Raw genomic sequence first — 21,975 nt, 5'->3', positions numbered from 1 at the left:
GGCGGAACCCCGGGCTCGCCCCCGGGGGAACGACATCGACACACGGAGGACCCGGCCGATGACGACGGACCGACCGACCAGGGCGATCGCACTGCGCCGCACGGTGGCAGCACTCGCGATCGCCCTCGCACCCGCTGTGCTCGCCTCGCCACCAGCGCAGGCGACGCCGGGGGCAGACGTGGCGCACACCAGCAGCGCCGTCACCAGCACCAGCACAGGAAGTACCACCGGCACGAGGGTCGCGACCACCGTCGCGACCGACTGCAGACCCGACGACTCGACCGCCTGCGTCGCCGTCGTCGTCATGAACGACGCGGGCGACCGAATCGCCGACGCCGAGGTGACCATCACCGGGCCCGGCGGCTTCGACGAGACCGTCACCACCACGGCCGACGCTCCCGTGTCGGTGGCGGTGCCCGAGGTCGGCCGCTACATCCTCACCCTCGACCCCGCGTCCCTGCCTGCGGGCGAGCAGCTGCCGGAAGGCGCGTCGACCGAGCTCCAGGTCACCGCCCAGACCGGCGGCACCGGACGGGCCGCCTTCCGGGTCGGCGGCGAGGCGGTGGCCTCCGAGAGCCCCAGCGCCGAGGCCACCACGGCGGCACCGGGCGGCGACGACGGCACCGACGCGGGCACCGACACCACCACCGAGGGTGACGGCGTCGCGACGGCGCCGGAGGGCGACGCCTCCGAGCGGGCGTTCTCCTGGGGCCAGGTGTGGCAGCAGTTCGGCTCCGGCATCCGCTTCGGCCTGCTGCTCGCGCTCGCGTCCATCGGGCTCAACCTCGTCTTCGGCACCACCGGGATGTCGAACTTCGCCCACGGCGAGCAGTTCGCCCTCGGCGCCGCGCTCGGCTTCATCGCCATCAACCAGATGGGGATGTCGATCTGGGTCGGTGGCCTGCTGACCATCGCCGTCTGCGCCCTCACCGGCGTCGCGCAGGATGCGGCCATCTGGCGCCCGCTACGCCGCAGAGGCACTCCCGTGATGCAGCTGATGATCGTCTCGATCGGGTTGTCGATCACGCTGCAGTACGTGATCCAGCTGCTCATCGGCGGCGGGTCGGAGCGCATCCTGTCGGCCAACCCGCGGCCCCTGACGCTGCTCGGGATCACCCTCAGCACGACGTCGTGGATCTCGATGGCGGTCGCGCTGGTGTGCCTGATCGGCTTCGCGCTCTTCCTCACCCGCACCCGGCTGGGCCGGGCCACCCGCGCCGTGTCCGACAACCCGGCCCTGGCCTCGGCCACCGGCATCGACCCCGACAAGGTGGTCCGCGTCGTGTGGATCCTCGCCACCGCGTTCGCCGCGCTGGCCGGGCTCATGTGGGGCATCTCGTTCGGGTCGTTCAACTGGCAGCTCGGCGTGCAGCTGCTGCTGCTCATGTTCGCGGCCGTGACCCTCGGCGGGCTCGGCACCGCCTTCGGCGCCCTCGTCGGGTCGATCCTCATCGGCCTGGTCGTCGAGCTGTCCAACCTCGTGATCCAGAGCGACCTGCGGTACGCGTCGGCGCTCGTGATCCTCATCCTCGTGCTCCTGATCAGGCCGCAGGGCATCCTGGGCCGCCGCGAGCGGATCGGCTGAAGGGAGACCGACCATGGACGAGTTCCTCAGAATCCTCACCCAGTCGCTCGCCGAGCTCATCGCCCCGACGACGGCGGCCTACGCCGTCGCGGCGATCGGCCTCAACCTGCACTTCGGGTACACGGGCCTGCTCAACATGGGCCAGGCGGGCTTCATGCTGCTCGGCGCGTACGGCTTCGGCATCGCGACGATCGCCGGTGCCCCGTTCTTCGTCGCGCTGCTCGTCGCCCTGGTCGCGGGGCTGTTGTTCGCTCTGGTCCTCGGCATCCCGACGCTGCAGCTGCGCGGCGACTACCTGGCGATCGTCACCATCTCCGCCGCGGAGATCATCCGGTGGATCGGGCGGTCCACCTGGCTGCAGGAGTGGACCGGCGGGGCCTCCGGGCTCCAGGGCCGCAACTACAAGGGCACCTTCCAGGACCTGTCGCCCCTGCCCGACGGTCGCACGGTGATCGGGCCGCTCGAGTACATCAACACCGGCTCCGACTCCTGGTGGACGCGCCTCTTCGCGTGGGGCGTCGTCGCCCTGGCCCTGCTGTTCGTCTGGCTCATCACCCGCAGCCCGTGGGGCCGCGTCCTCAAGGGCATCCGCGAGGACGAGGACGCCGTGCGGGCGCTCGGCAAGAACGTGTACTCGTACAAGCTGCAGTCGCTGGTGCTGGGCGGCATGCTCGGCGCGCTCGGTGGCGTCCTCTACGTGCTGCCGATCACCATCGCCCCGGACGCGATGGGCCGCACCATGACGTTCTTCGTGTGGACGGTGCTGCTGCTCGGCGGGGCCGCGACCGTCTTCGGCCCGGTGCTCGGCGCGATGATCTTCTTCGGCGCCTACATGTTCATGCGCACCGGGATGCGCGCCCTGTCCGAGAACACCGGGGTGGGAGAGATCATCAGCACCACCAACGTGGAGCAGATCGGCGGCATGCTGGTGGGTATCACCCTCATGCTCCTCGTGATCTTCAGGCCGCAGGGCATCCTCGGTAACAAGAAGGAGCTGGCCTTCAATGTCCGCTGACATGTCCGAAGAGACCACAGCCGGCGACCAGCCCGAGTCCGTCGTCGACGCGGCGGCCGCGGCCGCCGTCGCCCCCACCTCCGCCGTCGCCACCGAGGCGCGCGACGACCTCGCGCAGGTCGAGCCCGTCGTCGGGGCGCCCAAGCCGGACGCCATCCTCGTGGCCGACGACGTCGTGCGCCGCTTCGGCGGCATGACGGCGGTCGACGTCGCACACCTCGAGGTGCAGCGTGGCGCCATCACGGCGCTCATCGGCCCCAACGGCGCCGGCAAGACGACGTTCTTCAACCTGCTCACCGGCTTCGACACCCCCGAGAGCGGGCGCTGGAGCTTCGAGGGGAAGTCGCTCGCCGGCAAGAGCGGGGCTCGCGTCGCCCAGCAGGGGATGGTGCGCACGTTCCAGCTCACCAAGGCGCTGTCGCGGCTCACGGTGCTGCAGAACATGCTGCTCGCGTCCCCGAAGAACCCCGGCGAGCGCTTCTGGCTCTCCTGGCTGCCGTTCACCTGGCAGGGGCACGAGAAGGCCGCCACCGAGAAGGCGATGGAGATCCTCGCCCGGTTCAAGCTCGACGCGAAGGCCGACGACTTCGCCGGGTCGCTGTCCGGCGGGCAGCGCAAGCTGCTCGAGATGGCGCGCGCCCTCATGACCGACCCGACGATGATCATGCTCGACGAGCCGATGGCGGGCGTGAACCCCGCCCTCGTGCAGTCCCTCCTGGGGCACGTGCAGGCGCTGCGGGACGAGGGCATGACGGTCCTGTTCGTCGAGCACGACATGCATGCCGTGCGGCACATCTCCGACTGGGTGGTGGTGATGGCGGAGGGCCGGATCGTGGCCGAGGGCCCGCCGGCGACCGTCATGCAGGACCAGGCCGTGGTCGACGCGTACCTCGGCGCCCACCACGACACCGACCTGGGCGACGACTCCCTGCTCGACCCCGAGATCCTGGCCCGCCTCGAGGCCGAGGAGGAGAAGCGATGAGCGACACCTCGACACTCACGACCCCCGCGCACCCCGGCGGCGTCCCCGAGGGGAAGGAGCTCCTGCTGCGGGCCGACAACCTCGTCGCGGGCTACCTGCCCGGGGTGCACATCCTCGACGGCTGTTCGATCGAGGTGGGCAAGGGCGAGCTGGTCGGCATCATCGGCCCCAACGGTGCCGGCAAGTCCACGCTGCTCAAGGCGTTGTTCGGGCTGGTCAAAATCCACTCCGGCACCGTGACCCTCGGCGGTGAGGACATCACCGGGATGAAGGCGAACACCCTCGTGGCGCGCGGCGTCGGGTTCGTGCCGCAGACCAACAACGTCTTCCCGTCGTTGTCGGTCGAGGAGAACATGCGGATGGGGGTGTACCTGCGCCCGAGGGTCTTCGACGAGCGCTGGTCGTTCATCCGCGACCTGTTCCCCGTGCTGCACGAGCGCCGCACCCAGCGGGCGGGCGCCATGTCCGGAGGCGAGCGGCAGATGGTGGCCATGGCCCGGGCGCTCATGATGAACCCGTCGGTGCTGCTGCTCGACGAGCCCTCGGCAGGCCTGTCCCCGGTGCGTCAGGACGAGACGTTCCTGCGCACCCGGATGATCAACAAGGCCGGCGTGTCGATCATCATGGTGGAGCAGAACGCCCGCCGCTGCCTGCAGATCTGCGACCGCGGCTACGTGCTCGACCAGGGCAAGGACGCGTACACCGGCACGGGGCGCGAGCTCCAGTCCGACCCGAAGGTCATCTCCCTGTACCTCGGCTCCCTCGCCGAGGACACGAAGTAGCCCCACCCCCGCCGAGGTAGTTCGCATCGCGCCGAGGTAGTTCGCATCGCGCCGAGGTAGTTCGATTCGGGCCGAGGTAGTTCGGGCCCGGCCAGGGAGGCACCTCGCGAGTACGGCGGCGGCCGCTCAACAGAGCAGCCGCCGCCGTTGCCGCGGGAGGATAGGTCGTCGTTCAGGCGGTCAGCCCGAGCAAGGCACGACGCCGAGCGACGAGGTACGCGCGGCGCAGGCGCTGCTCCAGCGCCGCCAGGTCGTCCAGCTCCTCCCACCGGACCCGGACGACCATCCACCCGGCGGCCTCGAGCGCACTCTGCCGAGCCTCTTCGTCGCGGAGCACGCGCTCGACGTCGACGTCGTCGTACTTGACCAGTCCGTCGAACTCCACGACGAGGCGAACGTCCGCCCAGCCCAGATCGACGTAGAACGTCCCCCGCGCGGTCGGCACCTCGAGCTGGCACTCGGGTCGCGGTAGCCCGACGTCCGAGGCAGCGAGCCTCGTCACCGTCTCTCCTGGCGACCCCGAGCGCGGGTCGCACAGGTCGAGGACCTCTCGTGCCTGGACGACGCCCCGCTTGCCCCGGGACGCGGACACGATGCGGGAGACCTCCGCCGGGTCGGCACCGCGGCGGAACAGCGAGTCGCACGCGACCAGCGCGCCGTCGCGCGGGAGGGCACGGATGCAGTCGACCAGCGTGCGCGCGAGCGACGTCACCGGGATGCCGCGGACGTCGGCCCGGTCCTGCTGCGGCATCGGCGTGTGGTGACGACGCACCGACGGTTCGCCCTCCCCGTCCACGTGGGGGTTCCCTTCGCGCGTGAGGTGCACGAGCTGCGGCGTGCGATACGTCCACGCCCCGTGAAGCATCGCCGCGGTCTCGTGGCTGAACCACAGCGGCGCCGCGGTGCCGTCTGCCACCTCGCGCACCAGGGCGAGGATCGCCTCCTCGTGAGAGGGCGGCACGACGACGTCGTCGGCCGGGACGAGCTCCAGCGCGTCCGGCACGAGGGGCGGGTGCGTGGCGTCTGCCGAGAGCATCGTGGGCAACGGCGAGCCGGGAGCGTTCATGCTCTCGAGGATCCCGGTGATGCGCCTGATCGCAGGAAGGTGTTCGGCCTCTCTCATGGATGAACCGTCGCGCGACGACCCTGCCGAATCCGGCGTTCCTCCCTCGCGGATCGGCTGTTCGTGGACAAGCCCTGCCTGTGGGCAGCGTCTGAGGCGCAGAGATCTGGCACAACGTCCTCGGACTACCTCGCGGAGGTTTGAACTACCTCGGCACGACACGTGCTACCTCGGCACGATCTGGACTACCTCGGCACGACGACGGCCCGGCCGCTCTGTGCGAGCGTCCGGGCCGTCGTCGTGCCGAGGTCAGCGAGCGAGGATCACTCCTCGATCTTGCCCTCGATCTGCCGCTGGTAGGTGTAGGTGTTGTCGGCGCCGTACTTGTAGATGCCGATGAACGCGGACGTCGGGTCGTTCGAGTCGTTGAGCGGCCCGATGCCGGACTTGCCGACGTAGTTGATGTCGTCGCCGGCCTCGAGCGCCTTGACGCCCTCCTCGAACGACGTGACCTCGGTGCCGCCGTCGGCACCCGACACCGCACGGATGTTCTTCGAGATCGTGGCGCCGTCGGTGCCGTCGCCCTTGACCGCCGCGAGCGCGGCGAGGACGACAGCGTCGTACGACTCGGCGGAGTAGGAGAAGTCGTTGAGCTCGCCGCTCTCGTTCTCCGAATACCACGTCTGCAGCTGCTCGCGGAAGGCGTCGTCGGCCTGCGCGCCGGGCAGCGTGCCCTGGACGCCCTCGAGGGTGCCCGGGTCGAAGTCGTCGCCGTAGTTGGAGAGGTTGCCGTCGACGAAGTACGTGGTGCCGTCGAAGTCCCAGCCCTGCGCCACGAGCTCGTTGACGATGGCGGTGGTCTCCTCGAACGCGACGATCGAGATGGCGTCGGGCTTCTGCGCGAGCAGGTCGGTCACCTGGGCGCCGAAGTTCGTCTCGCCCGGCGCGAACTCGTGGCCCTCGCCGTTGCCGCCGTAGACCGCCTCGCACCCACCGGCCTCGAGCGCCTCCTGGATGTAGTCGCGCAGGCCGTTGCCGTAGGCCTCGTTCTGCACGAGGAAGCCGACCTTGCAGTGGCCGTCACCCATGATGAGGTCGGCGTGCGCCGGCCCCTGGACGGTGTCCGGCGGGGCGGTGCGTGCGAAGAACTCGCCGTACCCCGACAGGTCCGCCGCCGTGTTCGCGGGCGAGATCTGCATGACGCTGGCCTCGGCGAACTGGTCGACCACGCCGAGGGACACCGCGGAGGACGCCGCGCCGATGGCGACGGAGACGCCCTTGCCGATGAGGTCGGTCGCCGTGCTGGTCGCCACCGAGAGGTCGGTGCTGTCGCCGGAGTCGCCCCACTCGACGCTGACGTCGTTGCCGAGGACGCCGCCGGCGGCGTTGATGTCGTCGATCGCCAGACCGACGCCGGCGATCTCCGGCGGCCCGAGGAAGGCGAGGGTGCCCGTGACCGGCAGGATCGTGCCGATCTTCAACGGCTCGGCCGAGCCGCCGCCGCCCTCGCTGCTGTCGCCGCTCCCGCCGTCGGACGAGGCGCAGGCTGCGAGGCCGAGGCTGAGGACTGCCGCGAGGGCCAAGCCCTTGGCGGCCGTGGTGCGTCGGATCATGCTGTTCCCCTTTTGGAGGTAGGACATTCGCGGCTCAACACCGCATTCAGTGCCGCTGAACGTAGCGAGACTGTATGTCGCCGACGTGTCGCGCGGGTCACTCCCTGCAGATCGTGACGAACCTGTTATCTAGGTCACACTCGGCCTCCCGCGGCCCCGCATCAGGCGCGGAACTGCGTGAACGACGCGGTGGCCGGGTCCGCCCCCGTGCGCCCCTCGACACCGGACTCCAGGGCGTCGATCGACGCCACCTGCGCGGCCGACAGCTCGAACGAGAAGACGTCCAGGTTCGTGGCCTGCCGCTCGGCGGACAGCGACTTGGGGATGACGATCCGCCCCTGCTGCACCGCCCACCGCAGCACGACCTGCGCGGGCGTGACGCCGAGCTCCGTCGCGGCGGCGACGACGGCCGGCGCGTCGAGGTCGGCCCCGCGACCGAGCGGCGAGTACGCCTCGACGGCGACGCCGAGCTCGCGGCAGCGCTGCTGCACCGCGGCCTGCTGGAAGGTGGGGTGCACCTCGACCTGGTTCACCGCGGGCACGACGTCGGTCTCCGCGACGAGACGGTCGAGGTGCTCGACCAGGAAGTTGGACACCCCGATCGCGCGCACGGCGCCCTCGGCGAGCAGCTTCTCGAACGCGCGCCACGTCTCGACGTACAGGTCCTTGCTCGGCACCGGCCAGTGGATCAGGTACAGGTCGACCTGGTCGACGCCGAGCGCGCGGCGGGAGTCCTCGAACGCGCGCAGCGCCTGCTCGTACCCCTGGTCCCCGTTGCGGAGCTTGGTGGTGACGAAGACGTCCTCGCGGGGGAGGCCCGACGCGCGCAGCGCCGCGCCGACGCCCGCCTCGTTGTAGTAGCCGGCGGCGGTGTCGACGTGCCGGTAGCCGAGCTCGAGCGCCTGCTCGACGTTGGCCTGGGTACCGTCGTCGGGCACCTGGAAGACACCGAGACCGACCTGGGGGATCTCGACGTCGCCGGACAGGGGCAGGGAGGGCACGGGGGAAGTGGTCATGACACCTTTGTATCGGCCGCCCCCGACCTCGCGTCCACCGGGGTGACCACCCTGTGGACAGCCCGTGCGGCAACACTGGTGCCCGTGCTCGCGCTCGCGTACCGTTGTCCCCGTTGCAGTGCCTCGCTCGATCCGGACGGTTCCCGTCCGCGCCACGGCGATCGCATCGGAAGGACTGGTGCGGTCACCCGGCGGACCTTGGTCTCAAGAGTTGACGACGATTCACCGTGATGCGCGATCTCGACGGTCGAGGTCGTCGACACCTCTTGAAGGAGTAAGCATGGCCACCGGAACCGTGAAGTGGTTCAACAGCGAGAAGGGCTACGGCTTCATCGCCCCCGAGGACGGCTCGGCCGACGTGTTCGTCCACTTCTCCGCCATCCAGTCCCAGGGCTACCGGTCCCTGGACGAGGAGCAGCGCGTGGAGTTCGACGTCACGCAGGGCCCGAAGGGCCCGCAGGCGGAGAACGTCCGCCCGCTCTGATCTCGCTCCCGGCCGGCTGACGCCGGCCGCGTGAGTCGCACGGCCCGCACCTCGCTCGTCGGGGTGCGGGCCGTCGTCGTTGGCGGGAACGCCCGCCCCGACGCGATCGTTGGACCGTCATGGGATTCCTCGACCGACTCCTCGGCAGAACTCACGACGAGCGCACGTACCACGGCGTGCCAGGCCGGCCCGACGACGCCCGGCCGCACACGGGTGAGGCGCCGGGGAAGCACGGCTACGCGCCGTACCCCGGCCAGCAGCCCGCCGGCCGGCCCGGCGCCGGCGGCCCCGCCGCACACCGCGACCCCGACGAGGTGGCCGTCGAGCGCTACCGCTACCTGCTGCGCACCGCGCCGCCGGACGCCGTCGAGCAGGCGCACGCCGAGGCGTTCGCCCGCCTGACGCCGGAGCAGCGGCGCCGCGTGCTCGAGGACGTCGGCTCCGGCCTCCCCGCGAACGAGCGGGCCACCTCCGACGACCCGCAGTCCCTCGCCCGCATGGCCACCCGGGCCGAGATGCGCCGGCCCGGCACGCTGGAGCAGTCGTTCCGCGGCCAGGGCGGCTCCGGCGCGCGTGGTCCGGGCTTCGGCTCGATGGTCGGCTCCAGCCTGCTCGGCACCGTCGCGGGCGTGGTCATCGGCTCGGCCGTGGCGAACGCCCTCTTCGGCCCGGCCTTCGGCGACCCGTCGCAGGACTTCGCCGGCGACGCCGGCTCCGAGGCGGGAGCCGAGGGCGGCGAGGCCGGGGGCGACGCAGGGGCGGACGCCGGCGGCGACGCCGGGTACTCGGAGGCCTCGGGCGCGGACCCCGGGTACGACGGCGGCGGCGACGCGGGCGGCTTCGGCGACTTCGGCGGGGACTTCGGCGGAGGCGACTTCGGCGGGTTCTAGACCGTCCGCTCGCACAGCCCGAGGAAGGCGCCGAGGCGGCCGAGCCCCTCGGGGGTGTGCGGCAGGTAGTCCGTGAGCTCGGGCGACCGCACGACGATCGCGCACCACTGCCCGCGGGAGACGGCCACGTTGACCCGGTGCCGGGACAGCAGGAACCCGGTGCCGCGCGGGACGTCGTGCGGGGAGGACGCCGCGAGCGTGACGATCGCGACGGGCGCCTCGGTGCCCTGGAACCGGTCGACCGTGCCCACCCGCACGCCGTCGAGCCCGGCGTCGTCGAGCGCGCGCCGCACGGCCCACACCTGGGCGTTGTAGGCGGCGAGCACGACGACGTCACGCGGCTCCAGCGGGCGTGCGGGCTGCCCGGCACCCGGGGTCCAGGCACGCCCGACGACGCCTGCCGCCTGCCGCACCACCTCCTGCGCCTCCTCGGGCGACGCGACGCCGCGGCCCACGTGCCGGACGGGCACGTGGTGCACTCCGGGGGCCACGCCGTCGAGCCGGCGCCGGGCCACGGTCTCGTGGGCCCCCAGCCGCCCCTCGTACGCGAGCTGGGACACCGCCTCGCAGAGGGCGGGGTGCATCCGCCACGACCGCGCCAGGAAGTAGCCGAGCCCGGGCGGCAGCACGTCGCGGCCGTCCGCGAGCCAGCCGAGCGCCGACCGGTCGACGGGCTCGGGGTGACGCCCGCGGCTGACCTGCGGCAGCTGCTGCGGGTCCCCCAGGAGCAGCAGGCGACGTGCGGACCGGGATACCGCGATCGTGGACGCGAGGGAGAACTGGCCGGCCTCGTCCACGACCAGCAGGTCGAGGTCGTCGTCCGGCCAGCGGCCGGGGTGCGCGAAGTCCCAGGCCGTGCCGCCGACGACGCCCGGGCCGCGGCGGGAGAACTCGGCCAGGTCGTCGCCCGGCAGCTCCGCGCACACCGCGGCGTCCGACGGGGCGTGCGGGGCCCCGTCGGACGGCCGCTTCCTGGCCACCCGCTCGGCGGGGACGCCGGCCTTCTCGACGACGGCGCGCAGCATGTTCTCCACCGCCGCGTGCGACTGCGCGACGACGCCCACCCGCCAGCCCTCGGCGACCAGCGCTGCGACGACGTGCGAGCCGACGTGCGTCTTGCCGGTGCCGGGCGGTCCCTGCACCGCGAGGTAGGAGCGGTCGAGGTCGCGCGTCGCGCCGAGCACCGCGGCGGTGAAGTCTCCGTCGACGACGTCGGGCAGCGCCCCTCCCCCGGTCAGGCGCGGGGGCCGGCGGCGCAGCAGGTCCGCGGCCGGGCCGTCGGGCATCGCGCGATCGGCGTCCCACGCCGTGAGCGCGCGCCTCGCCACGTCCTCGAGCGCCTGCTCCTGCGGGTCGGCGCGCGGCCCGCTCGACGGCGTGAGCGCCATCGGCAGCGCGTCGAACGTCTCCGCGCCGACGCGGACCTGCTCGCGCAGCAGCAGGACGTCCCGCTCCCCCGCCTCGGTCTGCCGCCGGACGGCGTCGACGATCGTCGCGCCGCCGTGGAACCCGCGCACGGCGTTCGCCGGCACGGTCACCGCGTCGGGCGCGGGGTCGTCGTAGAGGACGAACGGCACCGCGCCGGCGCCCAGCTCGGAGCCCTCCGACAGCCGACCGACCAGCTCCAGCACCCGCGCCGGCGCGCGCCGGCCGTCCTCGACGAGCCAGTCCTGGACGACGGTCGCGCGTTCCACGTGAAACGTGTTCCGGCGGCCCTGCCACTCGTCCGGCGGCAGCTCGAGCCGCGAGTAGTGCTCGTGCCAGAACGGCTTGCTCTCCCGGCGCCAGTAGCCCAGCGACGCGCCGATCATCGCGAGCGCCTGCGCCTCGTCGTCGCGGGCGCCGCGGTCCTCGCCGACCCGCTCGCGCACCTCGGCCTCCAGGCCCAGCCGTCGCTCGCGCGACTCGCGCGTCGCCGCCTGCCGCGGCGTCTCCGGGGCGGGCTCGACCGGCTCGGTGGGCTCGACCGGCGACGGGACCGCAGCCTCGGCCGAGGGGGTGCCCTCGGCGGCCCGGGCGTCGACCACGTCGGCCGCCCCGCGCAGCCAGTCGAACAGCCGCAGGGTGGAGACGCAGTCGTACCGGTTGTAGTCGGCGATGTCGCGCAGCAGGGCGTCGGCCTCGCCGCCGCGGCCGGCGTCGCGCAGGGCCGTGTACTCGGCGTAGGCGACGATGGACGCCGCCGCGGTGGTGACGTCGCCCGACCGCAGCTCGTCGCCCATGTACAGCGGCTCGAGCTTCTTGATCGACTTGGAGCGGTCGGAGATCCGCAGCGACGACCGCACGACGGCGTAGAGGTCCACCAGCACGCCGTCGCGCAGCAGCTGGTCCACCTCCTCCTCGTAGACGCCGTGCCGGGCGGCGATGGACAGCAGGTGGACCCGCTCGTACGACGCGTAGTGGTAGACGTGCAGGTCCGGGTACCGTCGCCGCCGCTCGGCGAGGTAGTCCACGAAGTCGACCAGGGCCTGCCGTTCCTGTCCCAGGTCGTGGGCCCAGAACGCGCGGAACGGCGGGGCCTCCCCCGCGGCGTCGGGCCGCTCGACCAGGCCGAACAGGTAGTCGAGCCCGGTCTGCTGCCCCCACTGCTCGCCCTGCGGGTCGGACCACAGGGGGTCGCCCTCGAAGTCGAAGAAGACGTCGCCAGGGCTGGGCGGCGGCAGCCGGCGCACCGCGGACGTGTCGGGCAGCTGCCAGCGGATCGTGGCGGGCTCGCCGTGGTCGTCGTAGGCCACCTCGCCGTCCCACTCCCCCGTGCCGAGCTGCAGCCGTGCCTGGTCGCGCACGCGCTCGAAGCCGCGGGCCGGCATCCCGGCGGGCGGGTCCTCGGCCTTCGCGAGCTCGTCGATGGTGGTGATGCCGCCCGCGAGGAGGCGTGCACGCTGCTGCTCGTAGACACCCCCGACGAGCAGGACGTCGCGGTGCGCGGCAGCCTCCTCGGCACAGGCGGGGCACCGGCCGCAGGCGGTGAACCGCTCGTCGCCCCAGGCCAGGGGGCCGTCGTCGGCACGGTGCGCGGCGACGACCTCCCGCAGCCGGGCCCGCCGCTGCTGGAGCACGGGCAACAGCTCGGCGAGCCGGTGGGAGCTGGTGACGCGGGTGCCGAGCACCAGGTGGACGGTGTCCGTCGGGTCGACGTGCGCGGCGGCGAGCTGGTCGGCGTACGCCGCGAGCTGCAGCAGCGCGGTCACCTTGGCCCGCCGCGCCAGCTTGGTCTCGAGGACGGCGTAGCGCGGCAGCGCGGCGGCGGCATGCTCCCCCGGACGCCCCGGACCGACGTCGAGGTCGCCCAGCGGGTCGCGGACCAGGAAGTCGGCCCGGCCGTGGAACTCGCCGTCGAAGAACGTCGCCTGCGCGACGACGTCCGCACCCGCCTCGATCGCCGCGAGGGTCGCGCCGTGCGCCGCCTCCAGCCCGTCCCGCGTGAGCCGGGCCGGCGGCCCGACCTCGACGACGCCGCCCGGCCCGCCGTCCGAGCGCCCGAACCGGGCCACGTACTCGTCCAGCACCCGGCGCTCGTGCGCGTCGCCCAGGGCCGCGGTCCGCTCGAGCATCACGTCGGCCTCGCGCTCGCGCCGCGGCACCCGGCCGAGCAGCTCGTCGAGGCGGCGCAGCAGCCGGAACTCGCACTCGGCGGCCACGACCAGGTCGCTCGCGGAGTGCACGACGGCGGGTTCGCCGCCGCCGTCGGTGGTGCGGTCCGCGTCCAGGAGGAACATGCCCCCGGTCTACCAGCGGCGACCGACACGGCGGCCAGGGTCGGCTACGGCGCTCCCTGACGACCGCGGCGGTAGCGCCCGACCACGACCACGGCCAACCCGACATAGAGGGCGAGCAGCACGACGCTGATCCCAGCGAAGGCCCAGTCGCTCGCGGAGACACCGTCCTGGTCCACGAAGGCGCCGCCGGTGGCCAGCACGCCCACCGAGAGGACTGTCAGGGCCAGCATGATGAGCATGACCGCGAGGACGGCGGCGACCGCGGTGCGGGGCCACCGGGACATGAACGGGAGGGCAAGGTCCCAGGAATCCGACGCTCTGCCGGCCTCGACCGCGGCCTGCCGCCACGACGCCGGCTCCATCCGTTCGAGCGCGGGCGCCTCGGGTCGTTCGTCGAGGACGGCCAATGCCTCGCCCGGCAGTCCCAGGACGCCGACCAGCCTGGCGAGCGGTTCATGGTCGTGATCGGCGGCGACCAGTGCGCGGAGCCCTTCGGGGTCGACGCCGACGCCGACCTCCGCGGCAAGGCCCCGGACACCCTCCTCGCGCTCCTCGACGTCGCGGTCACCGGGAGACCACCAGCCGGTGCCCCAGGTCGCCTCGGTCCGCGCGTACTTGCTCACAGTCCATGCCCCGCGCGCGTCACCCGCCCCGCGCCACAGCACGAGCGTCGCCGACCGGCGCGACGCCCCCTCGGCCACCGCTACCGCCAGGTGGTCGGCGTCGAGCGGGTCCTCCGTGACCAGCACCGTCCAGGCGTCGCCCAGGTCGGCGGCGCAGACGGGTCCCGTGGCTCGCGCGACGATCCGTGCCGCGAGTCGCGCACCCGCGGGGTCACCGCGGTGCAGGACGACGGCCCGACGCGGCTCCGACTCGTCGAGGTCGGGGAGCTCGAACTCGTCGGCGAGGACATCGACCAGCTCCTCGTCGGCGATGGCAGCCGCCAGCCGATGCTCCAGGCCGTCGGATTCCCTGGGCGGGCCGAGAGCGCGACACAGCGCCTGCGTGGCGGCGAGCACCTGGGCGTCGGTTGCCGGGTTCTCCGACCAGTCCCACGCGGCCGAAGCGCCATCGACGTCGACGTGCAGCGACAGTCGACCCAAGCCCTCGTCCACCGCGACGACGGTGCTCAGGGGTTCCAGCGGGGCGAGCGTCTCGCACCACACCGCGGTCCACCCCGACGTCGACGTCGGGCCCACCGACTCCAGCCGGAACCGGTCAGGGAGGCGGACGATGTCGGCCTGGGGTGCACGCACGATCGCCAGCAGCATGCGGGAAGCGTAGGCGGCTTCCGGCTACGGTCGACATCACCTCCGTCATCTTGCATGCAAGTTGGATGCAAGCGTAGGTTGCCTCGGGTGACAGAACCCTCCGCGACCCCCGCGCCGCCGCTCAGCGCCGCCGAGCGCGCGTACCAGCACACCAAGGCGAAGATCCTCTCGGGGGAGGCGGCCGGCGGCGTGCTGCTGTCCGAGGGCGACGTCGCGGCGGAGCTCGGCATCAGCCGCACCCCCGTGCACGAGGCGTTCCTGCGGCTCGACGCCGAGCGGCTGCTCGCCGTCGCGCCGCGGCGGGGGGCCGCCGTCGTGCCGATGGCTCCCGACGAGGCGCGCGACGTGCTCGAGATGCGCGAGGCCGTCGAGCGTTCGACCGCCCGCCGCGCGCTGGCTCACGGGCGCCCTGCGGCCGCCGTCGTCGGCGAGCTGCGCACGCACCTCGACACGCAGCGACGCGCGGCCGCCGCGGACGACGTCCAGGCGTTCGTCGTGGCCGACTCGGCGTTCCACGGCGTGCTCGTCCGGGCGTCGCGCAACCAGACGGCGATCCAGTTCATGGGGCTGCTGCGCGACCGGCAGCTGCGGCTCATGTTCCAGCACCTGCACGTCGGGGCGGACGAGGTCGCGGCCGCGCTCGCCGAGCACGAGGCGATGCTCGCCGCCGTCGAGCAGGGCGACGCCGACACGTACTGCGACCTGCTGCACGACCACGTCCGCCGGCACCGGGGCATCCTGTGAGGCGCCCGTGGCTCGGCGCGTTCGCCGCGCTGTTCGTCTCCTCGTGGGCCGGCAACCAGTTCACGCCCGTGCTGCTCATGTACGAGGAGGTGCAGGGGTACGGCGACGCCACCGTCAACGCGTTCCTCGGCGTGTACGTGCTCGGCCTCGCGCCCGCGCTGCTCGTCGCCGGGACGCTCTCCGACCGGTTCGGCCGCCGCCCCGTGATGCTCGTGGGGACCGTCTGCGGCATGGTCGCGAGCGCCGTGCTCGCGCTCGGCGTCCTCGGCCCCGTCCCGATCTACGTGGGGCGGCTGCTCGCCGGCATCACGGTCGGGACGGCGACATCGGTCGGCACGAGCTGGATCAAGGAGCTCTCGCAGGTGCCCTACGACCGGGGGGCGGACGCCGGCTCGGGCGCGCGCCGCGCGTCCCTCGCGTTCACGCTCGGGTCCGCCCTGGGCGCGCTCGTCGCGGGCGCGCTGGCGCAGTGGGGCCCGTGGCCCGAGGTGCTGCCGTTCGTGGTGCACCTGGTCGTCACGGCACCGTTCCTGCTGGTCGTGCTCCGCACGCCGGAGTCGAACGCGTTCGGCGGCGAGGCCGGGCCGTGGTGGCGCGGGCTGCGGGTGCCCCCGGCGGGCCACCTCCGGTTCACGCGGGTGGTCGCGGTCGTCGCGCCGTGGATCTTCGTCGTCGCGGCGCTCACCTACGGGTACGCGCCGGTCCTGCTGCGCGACCAGACGCAGGGTTTCGGCGTGGCGTACGCCACGTTGCTCACCGTGGTGGCGCTCGGCGTGGCTGCCGTGGTGCAGCCCGCCGCCAAGCGGCTCGACGCCGTCGACTCCGCGCGCGGGCTGGCCGTCGCCGCGGGGGCCCTCACGCTCGCGGTGGCGTGCGTCGGCGCGGTGGTCGTGTCCGGCTCCCCGTGGTGGGGCGTCGGGGCCGCCGTCGTGGGTGGCGCGGGCATGGGGATCGGCCTGTCGTCAGGGCTCCTGGAGGTGCAGCGCATCGCCGGGCCGCGCCACCTCGCCGGCCTCACGGGCGTGTTCTACGCCGTCGCGTACGCCGGCTTCCTCACGCCCGCGATCATGGCCGCCATCACCCCGCCGTTCACGACGACGCAGCTCTTCGTCGTCCTCGTGGCGCTCGGCGCGGTGTCCACGGGCGTCGTGGTCGCGCACTACCGCAAGCACCTCCCGGGGGCCTGACCGGCCGTCGTCGACCCCGTCCCGGTCCCTGACGCATCGCGGGCGCATGGACCGGGGAGGGCGGTTTCCGACATAGTGGGTGCCGCTCGACGACCAAGGAGTGTCATGGCAGTGCGATTCAACCCGCCCCCGGGATGGCGGGTACCCCCGGGGTTCCGGCCCGACGCGGGGTGGGTCCCCGACCCCGCGTGGCCGCCCGCACCCCAGGGCTGGGAGTACTGGGTGGACGACGCCGCGCGTCCGGCCCGCCCCGAGACCCCGGCCGAGGCGACCACCGTCATGGCCCCTGTGCCCGCCTCCGTCACGTACGCACCGGCCGCCGTGACCACCGTCGCAGCCATGCCCCCGCAGCCCCCGTCGCCCCCGGCGCCCACGGCGACGTACGGCGCCCCTGTCGCGACCGTCTCGGCCCCGCCGCCCGCGCCGCCCGCGGCGATCCCGGCCGCCGCTCCCCCGTACGGCCACCCCGGCGCCGAGGAGGACCGCGGAGCCGTCGCGACCGTCTCCGCCGCGCTCCGCACCGTCGGTGACCGGATCCGCACCAGCAGCGGTCGGCGTGCGGCGCGCCAGGCCGCGGACGAGGCCGAGGCCGAGCTCTCGGCCGGTCGCACGCGCGCCGGTTCCCGCGGGCGCGGCAAGCGGGGTGGCCCGCTGATCGCCGGCGTCGCCGTCGCGTGCCTGGCCCTCGGCTGCATCCTCGGCGTCTCCATCTCGATGGTGCGCAGCTCCGACGCCGCGCAGGCGCTCGTGGACGCCGACCGCATGGAGGCCGCGGCCGAGCAGGCCCAGGCCGAGGTGGACCAGCAGCGCCAGGACCTCAGCGCCCAGAAGGACGACCTCCAGAAGCGCGAGGAGTCGCTGAAGGAGCGCGAGCAGGCTGCCGAGGCCGCGGAGACCGAGCTCGCGAGCCAGAAGAAGGCGTTCGAGGACCAGCAGACCCAGAACCAGCAGCAGGCCGAGCAGCAGAAGCAGCAGGAGCAGCAGCAGCAGGACTCCGCGTGGTTCTACTGGGACTGCAACGCCGCCCGCCAGGCCGGCGCCGCACCCATCCAGAACGGCCAGCCCGCCTACCGTGGCGCGCTCGACCCCAACGGCAACGGCATCGCCTGCGAGGACGGCGAGTAGGCGCGACGGGCCGGACGGACCCGCGAGGGCTCATCGGCCGACGGCGACCTCCGCGCGGGCGCCGTCGGTGAACGTGAGCTCCGCGGTGGGGCGCAGCGACGCCTCCCCGGGCGCCCAGACCGCCCACCAGCCGTCCTGGACGGTGGCCTCGACGCGCTCGCCCGAGGTGGTGGTGAGCGCGAACGACGCGACGTCGGACCCGGCGCGCCCGTAGGCGGAGGTGAGCGCGCCGTCGCCGGTGTCGCCCTCGGACCAGGACGCGGTGCCGGTCTGGACGGTCGTGACGTCGCGCGGCCCGGGCTCGCCGGGCACGGACCTCAGCACGGCATCCCCCGCGACGACGTCGGTCGCGCCGGAGGCCTGCGTGGTGACCAGGCACTCGCCGATGGCGCTGTCGCCCGTGAGCAGCACGTACGTGTAGTCGCCGCGCTGCTCGGCCAGGACCGGGCTGATCGGCACGCTCTCGACCTGCGGGCCGTCGTCGCCCTCGGTGATCCGGTGCGCCACCGTGCCGCACGCCTGCGCGTCGGCCTCCATCGCGTCCGGAGCCACGGTGGCGGGGACGGAGGTCCACGACGCGTACGCGGCCTGCGACCCCGGCCACCACACCGTGGCGACGCCGGCCACCGCCACCACGGCGGCGGCCGCGGCACCCGCCAGGACGGCGGGGCGCGCGGAGCGACGGATCGGGGTGGCTCGCCGCGCCGTGCCGAGGATCGCCTGGAGCGCCTCGTCGTCGGGGCGGCCGGGCGCGCGGAGGTCGCGCGCCGGGTCGAGGTCGGCGAGGTCGTCCATCATGGGGGACTTCATCGCGCCTCCTGGAGGTTGCGCAGGACGTCGGCGGTGTCGGGCTTCAGGCCCGAGTAGGCCAGCAGCCGCTTCCGGGCCCGGGTCAACCGGACGGAGAACGTGGACGGCCGGATCCCGAGGACCTTGGCGCCCTCGACGGCGGTGAGCCCGTCCCACGCGACCAGCGCGATGACCTCCCGGTCCGCGTCGGAGAGCATCTCCCAGGCCCGGCGCAGGTCGGTCCGGTCGGCGGCGAGGTCGTCGGTGCCCTCCTTGCCCGCCTCCGGCTCCCGCTCGAGCCGGACGCCCAGGGCCCGCCAGCGGCCGTGCGTGCGCAGGTGGGTCGCGAGCACGTTGCGGGCGACGCCGAGCAGCCACGGCTTCGGGTCGTCGGGCACGTCGCCGAGACGGCGCCAGGCGACCAGGAACGTCTCCGACACGACGTCGTCCACCAGCCCCGCCTCCACCCGACGCGCCACGAATCGTGTGACCACCTCGTGCTGCTCCACCCAGATCTGCGTCAGCAGCTCACGGGCGCGGGCGTCGTCCACGATGAAACCTTTCCGTCCTACCAGTGGAGTTGCCGCCAACCCCCCGAGTGCTACACCGTAGTCACCGCGGGGGTCGACGACGACGCCGCACCAGCGCGCCGGAGCCCAACCGAGGAGCGACATGAGCCGAGGCAGGACCGTCAGGAAGAACATCGCCGCAGGTCTGGGCGTCGCCGCTCTCGCGCTGGGGGTGACGCTCACGGCGGTCGCCCCGTCGCAGGCCGCGCCCACGGAGGAGAACCTGCCCGGCGTGCCCGCACCCGGCAGCCCCGCGGACGAGTGGGAGGCGTGGGCCGCGCAGGAGCGCGCCGCCGCCGAGGCCACCGACTGGGAGGCCGACTCGGAGGCTCGCGGGTGCACCCTGCAGGACGTCACGATCTCCGACGAGGTCGACCGCGACTACAACGTCGCGATGGGCGCGCCCGCCGACCTCGCGACGCACCGCGTCGACCTGCTCGAGGACTGCGGCGACGCCGCGACCGCCGTCGCCGGCGACACGGCCTCGCGGTCCGCGGCGTCCGGGGCGAGCACCCTGGCGCTGCCGTCCGGCAACCGGTGCGCGTCCACGTCCGGCCCGGGCACCATGTGCCTGTCGAAGAGCGGCAGCCGCATCTACGCGTCGTGGCAGTACCGCGGGTCGGGCTCCGTGACCGGGTTCCTGCGCATCTACCGCGTCTCGTCCGGCGCGAGCGGCTGCCCCACCGGTACCACCTGGCTGACCGGCGGCACCAGCACGTGGAGCAACGGCGACACCCGCACCATCTCCAAGACGCGCACCTCGGCCGGCGGCTACTCCGCGCACATCTGGAAGAAGGTCACCATCGGCCACACCGACTGGGGCGGCGTCTGCTCGGTGCTCTGACGCCCCGACCGACGACGGAAGGTGCCCGATGACGAGCGACCGGCTGGGCGTGGCGGTCTTCGTCGTGTGGACGGTGCTGCTGGTCGCCGTCCCCGTCGTCACGATCGTCGTCGCCGTGCGCCGACGCCGGCACGTCGGCGGCGGGCTCGTCGCCGTCACGGTGCTGGCGTTCGCCGTGCTCGGCGTCGGCTGGTGGCTGGTGCTGTCCCCCGTCCTGATCGACGGGGTCACCTGCATGTCGGGGTCGGCGGCTGCGGGACTCCTCGACGACAGCCTCGACATGACGGACGAGGGTCTCGCGCTCGCCGACCGCCTGGCGTGCCGCGACCTCTCGCGCCAGGTCGTCGGCGGGTGGGCCCTCGCCGCGGCGGCCGCTCTGGCCCTGTGGGTCGTCGCCGTGGTGCGCGCCCCGCGCCTGGCCCGGCCGGGCCCGCCCCCGTGGACGCCGGCCGTCTGACGGCGCGACCGTCCCGCCGGTGCCCCGTCAGGGTCCCGCCAGAGCCCCCGTCAGAGCACGTGGGCGAGGAAGTCCCGCAGGCGCGGCTCGGAAGGGTTGTCCAGCACGTCGGCGGGCGCACCCTCCTCGACGATGACGCCGTCGTCCATGAAGACGACATGGTCGGCGACCTCGCGGGCGAACCCGATCTCGTGCGTCACGACGATCATCGTCATGCCGGAGCGCGCCAGGTCCTGCATGACGGCGAGCACCTCGCCCACGAGCTCGGGATCGAGCGCGGAGGTGGGCTCGTCGAAGAGCATGAGCTCGGGATCCATGGCGAGCGCCCGCGCGATCGCGACGCGCTGCTGCTGGCCGCCCGACAGCTGCGCCGGGTAGAACTGCGCCCGCTCACCGAGGCCCACCCGGTCGAGGAGCTCCAGACCCTGGCGGCGGGCCTCCGCCCTGGACAACCCGCGCACCTGGACGGGCGCCTCCATGACGTTCTCCAGCGCCGTCTTGTGCGGGAACAGATGGAAGCGCTGGAACACCATCCCGATGCGGGAGCGCTGCTTCGCGATCACCTTGGGGTGCAGGCGGTGCAGCACGCCCTTGTCGTCGCGGCGGTAGCCCATGAGGTCGCCGCCCACGTGGATGGACCCGGCGGTGATCTCCTCGAGCTCGTTCACGCAGCGCAGCAGCGTGGACTTGCCGGAGCCGGACGGCCCCAGCACCACGGTCACCGAGCCCCGCGGGACGTCGAGGGAGACGCCCTTGAGCACGTGCACGCCGTCGTGGCCGCGGCCGAACACCTTGTGCACGTCGCGGACCTCGACCATCACGGTGCCGGTCGCGCCCGCGCTCTCGCTCGTCGCGGTCATGGGGTCACCTCCAGGAAGGGGTCGTCCTTGGTGGTGCCGGACGCGCCGATGAGGTCCTGCTTGCGCGGCTTGCGGCCGGCCCGGGGGCCACGCCCGCCGGGCCCACCACGACCGGTGCGGCCGCCGTCGAACCCGCGGCCGTAGTACCGCTCGAGGTAGTGCTGGCCGATCATGAGCACCGACGTGATGAGCAGGTACCAGAGCGCGGCGACGATGAGCAGCGGGATCGGCTGGAAGATGCGGCTGCCGATCTGGTTGGTGGCGTACGTGAGCTCGAGCGTGAACGGGATCGCCAGCACCAGCGACGTCGTCTTGAGCATGGAGATGGTCTCGTTGCCCGTGGGCGGCACGATGACGCGCATCGCCTGCGGCAGCACGATGCGGCGCAGGATCTTGGCGTCCTTCATGCCGAGCGCCTTCGCGGCCTCCGTCTGGCCGGGGTCCACCGACGACAGGCCGGCGCGGACGATCTCCGCCAGGTACGCGGACTCGTTGAACGCGAGGCCGATCAGCGCCGCCCAGAACGCCGTGATGACGTCCTGGGTGGTGAAGGTCCAGAACTCCGGACCGAACGGGATGCCGAGGGACAGCCGCGGGTACAGCACCGACAGCAGGCCCCAGAACACGAGCTGCGTGTAGATCGGGGTGCCGCGGAAGAACCAGATCCAGAACCACGACACCGACCGCATCACGGGGTTGTCGCTGCGCCGCATCACCGCCAGCAGCACGGCCAGCACGATGGCGATCGCCATCGAGCCGAACGTGAGGACGAGCGTCCAGCCCACGCCCCGCACGACGACGACGTCGCGCAGGTAGAGCCAGACCGTGTCCCAGCGGAAGTTGGGGTTGGTGACGAGCGCGTTGACGGCCATCGCCACGAGGACGAGGACGACCACGGCCGACACCCACCTGCCCGGCCGGGGCACCGGCCGGGCGTGCAGGGGCTCCGGCAGCTGGCCGGACGGTCGGTCTTCCATGCG

General features: G+C 73.3%; 20 protein-coding genes. 11 read left to right on the top strand and 9 right to left on the bottom strand.

Going from position 1 to position 21,975, the window contains the following annotated elements:
* Positions 1-58: 58 nt before the first annotated feature.
* The 4 genes from ACFVS0_RS12645 to ACFVS0_RS12630 are packed head-to-tail and all read left to right on the top strand — an operon-like array spanning position 59 to position 4,364.
* Positions 59-1,585 carry a branched-chain amino acid ABC transporter permease gene (locus ACFVS0_RS12645; RefSeq protein WP_430550925.1) on the top strand — a complete coding sequence of 509 codons (1,527 nt, stop codon included), beginning with the start codon at positions 59-61 and terminating at the stop codon, positions 1,583-1,585.
* Between the two features lie 13 nt (positions 1,586-1,598).
* Positions 1,599-2,600, top strand: coding sequence for a branched-chain amino acid ABC transporter permease (locus tag ACFVS0_RS12640; RefSeq protein WP_430550924.1), 1,002 nt, complete (start codon positions 1,599-1,601; stop codon positions 2,598-2,600).
* Position 2,601: 1 nt separating this feature from the next.
* A complete protein-coding gene (locus ACFVS0_RS12635) occupies positions 2,602-3,582 on the top strand; it encodes an ABC transporter ATP-binding protein (RefSeq protein ID WP_430550923.1) in 981 nt (326 codons plus the stop codon).
* Positions 3,579-4,364 carry an ABC transporter ATP-binding protein gene (locus ACFVS0_RS12630; protein ID WP_430550922.1) on the top strand — a complete coding sequence of 262 codons (786 nt, stop codon included), beginning with the start codon at positions 3,579-3,581 and terminating at the stop codon, positions 4,362-4,364. Before ACFVS0_RS12635 ends, ACFVS0_RS12630 begins: the two co-directional genes overlap by 4 nt.
* A 172-nt stretch (positions 4,365-4,536) precedes the next feature.
* Here ACFVS0_RS12630 and ACFVS0_RS12625 read toward each other — a convergent pair whose 3' ends face one another.
* The 3 genes from ACFVS0_RS12625 to ACFVS0_RS12615 all read right to left on the bottom strand — a co-directional run bounded on the left by ACFVS0_RS12625 (position 4,537) and on the right by ACFVS0_RS12615 (position 8,056).
* Complete coding sequence (locus ACFVS0_RS12625) at positions 4,537-5,430, bottom strand: hypothetical protein (RefSeq protein WP_430588169.1); 894 nt, start codon at positions 5,428-5,430, stop codon at positions 4,537-4,539.
* Positions 5,431-5,750: 320 nt separating this feature from the next.
* Entirely contained in the window at positions 5,751-7,040 is a 1,290-nt protein-coding gene (locus ACFVS0_RS12620; RefSeq protein ID WP_430550920.1) for an ABC transporter substrate-binding protein, read from the bottom strand.
* Between the two features lie 161 nt (positions 7,041-7,201).
* The gene (locus ACFVS0_RS12615; protein ID WP_430588168.1) at positions 7,202-8,056 is read right to left on the bottom strand and encodes an aldo/keto reductase; all 855 of its coding nucleotides are present in this window, start codon (positions 8,054-8,056) and stop codon (positions 7,202-7,204) included.
* A gap of 280 nt (positions 8,057-8,336) precedes the next feature.
* On the opposite strand from ACFVS0_RS12615, the gene ACFVS0_RS12610 reads away from it, so the two are divergent.
* Together ACFVS0_RS12610 and ACFVS0_RS12605 are read left to right on the top strand one after the other, a co-directional pair.
* The gene (locus tag ACFVS0_RS12610; RefSeq protein ID WP_079576569.1) at positions 8,337-8,540 is read left to right on the top strand and encodes a transcription antiterminator/RNA stability regulator CspE; all 204 of its coding nucleotides are present in this window, start codon (positions 8,337-8,339) and stop codon (positions 8,538-8,540) included.
* Positions 8,541-8,659: 119 nt separating this feature from the next.
* Positions 8,660-9,430, top strand: a complete 771-nt coding sequence (locus tag ACFVS0_RS12605; RefSeq protein ID WP_430588167.1) for a hypothetical protein — start codon at positions 8,660-8,662, stop codon at positions 9,428-9,430.
* Here the strand turns inward: ACFVS0_RS12605 and ACFVS0_RS12600 are convergent.
* A complete protein-coding gene (locus ACFVS0_RS12600; protein ID WP_430588166.1) occupies positions 9,427-13,149 on the bottom strand; it encodes a TM0106 family RecB-like putative nuclease in 3,723 nt (1,240 codons plus the stop codon). The genes ACFVS0_RS12605 and ACFVS0_RS12600 overlap by 4 nt on opposite strands.
* Positions 13,150-13,193: 44 nt before the next feature.
* Positions 13,194-14,420 carry a hypothetical protein gene (locus ACFVS0_RS12595; protein ID WP_430588165.1) on the bottom strand — a complete coding sequence of 409 codons (1,227 nt, stop codon included), beginning with the start codon at positions 14,418-14,420 and terminating at the stop codon, positions 13,194-13,196.
* A gap of 87 nt (positions 14,421-14,507) precedes the next feature.
* Between ACFVS0_RS12595 and ACFVS0_RS12590 the strand changes: the two genes are divergently transcribed.
* From ACFVS0_RS12590 to ACFVS0_RS12580, 3 genes are all read left to right on the top strand, one after another.
* Positions 14,508-15,164, top strand: coding sequence for a GntR family transcriptional regulator (locus ACFVS0_RS12590; RefSeq protein ID WP_430562536.1), 657 nt, complete (start codon positions 14,508-14,510; stop codon positions 15,162-15,164).
* The gene (locus ACFVS0_RS12585; RefSeq protein WP_430588164.1) at positions 15,161-16,351 is read left to right on the top strand and encodes an MFS transporter; all 1,191 of its coding nucleotides are present in this window, start codon (positions 15,161-15,163) and stop codon (positions 16,349-16,351) included. Before ACFVS0_RS12590 ends, ACFVS0_RS12585 begins: the two co-directional genes overlap by 4 nt.
* A gap of 105 nt (positions 16,352-16,456) precedes the next feature.
* Complete coding sequence (locus tag ACFVS0_RS12580) at positions 16,457-17,476, top strand: excalibur calcium-binding domain-containing protein (RefSeq protein WP_430588163.1); 1,020 nt, start codon at positions 16,457-16,459, stop codon at positions 17,474-17,476.
* Between the two features lie 30 nt (positions 17,477-17,506).
* Here ACFVS0_RS12580 and ACFVS0_RS12575 read toward each other — a convergent pair whose 3' ends face one another.
* Complete coding sequence (locus ACFVS0_RS12575) at positions 17,507-18,286, bottom strand: hypothetical protein (RefSeq protein WP_430588162.1); 780 nt, start codon at positions 18,284-18,286, stop codon at positions 17,507-17,509.
* On the bottom strand, positions 18,283-18,816 hold the full coding sequence (locus tag ACFVS0_RS12570) for an RNA polymerase sigma factor (RefSeq protein ID WP_430562540.1): 534 nt from the start codon (positions 18,814-18,816) through the stop codon (positions 18,283-18,285). The genes ACFVS0_RS12575 and ACFVS0_RS12570 overlap by 4 nt, the downstream gene beginning before the upstream one ends.
* Positions 18,817-18,937: 121 nt before the next feature.
* On the opposite strand from ACFVS0_RS12570, the gene ACFVS0_RS12565 reads away from it, so the two are divergent.
* On the top strand, positions 18,938-19,678 hold the full coding sequence (locus tag ACFVS0_RS12565) for a hypothetical protein (protein WP_430588161.1): 741 nt from the start codon (positions 18,938-18,940) through the stop codon (positions 19,676-19,678).
* 28 nt (positions 19,679-19,706) lie between these two features.
* Positions 19,707-20,135, top strand: coding sequence for a hypothetical protein (locus ACFVS0_RS12560; RefSeq protein ID WP_430588160.1), 429 nt, complete (start codon positions 19,707-19,709; stop codon positions 20,133-20,135).
* Positions 20,136-20,185: 50 nt separating this feature from the next.
* Here ACFVS0_RS12560 and ACFVS0_RS12555 read toward each other — a convergent pair whose 3' ends face one another.
* Together ACFVS0_RS12555 and ACFVS0_RS12550 are read right to left on the bottom strand one after the other, a co-directional pair.
* Entirely contained in the window at positions 20,186-20,995 is an 810-nt protein-coding gene (locus ACFVS0_RS12555; protein WP_430562541.1) for an amino acid ABC transporter ATP-binding protein, read from the bottom strand.
* Positions 20,992-21,972 carry an amino acid ABC transporter permease gene (locus tag ACFVS0_RS12550; RefSeq protein WP_430550908.1) on the bottom strand — a complete coding sequence of 327 codons (981 nt, stop codon included), beginning with the start codon at positions 21,970-21,972 and terminating at the stop codon, positions 20,992-20,994. The genes ACFVS0_RS12555 and ACFVS0_RS12550 overlap by 4 nt, the downstream gene beginning before the upstream one ends.
* Positions 21,973-21,975: the final 3 nt, after the last annotated feature.

Source organism: Isoptericola sp. NPDC058082 (assembly GCF_042885055.1).
GTDB lineage: Bacteria > Actinomycetota > Actinomycetes > Actinomycetales > Cellulomonadaceae > Isoptericola.
Note: the sequence above shows the minus strand (reverse complement) of the source record. Positions and strands in the feature narration are given on the sequence as shown.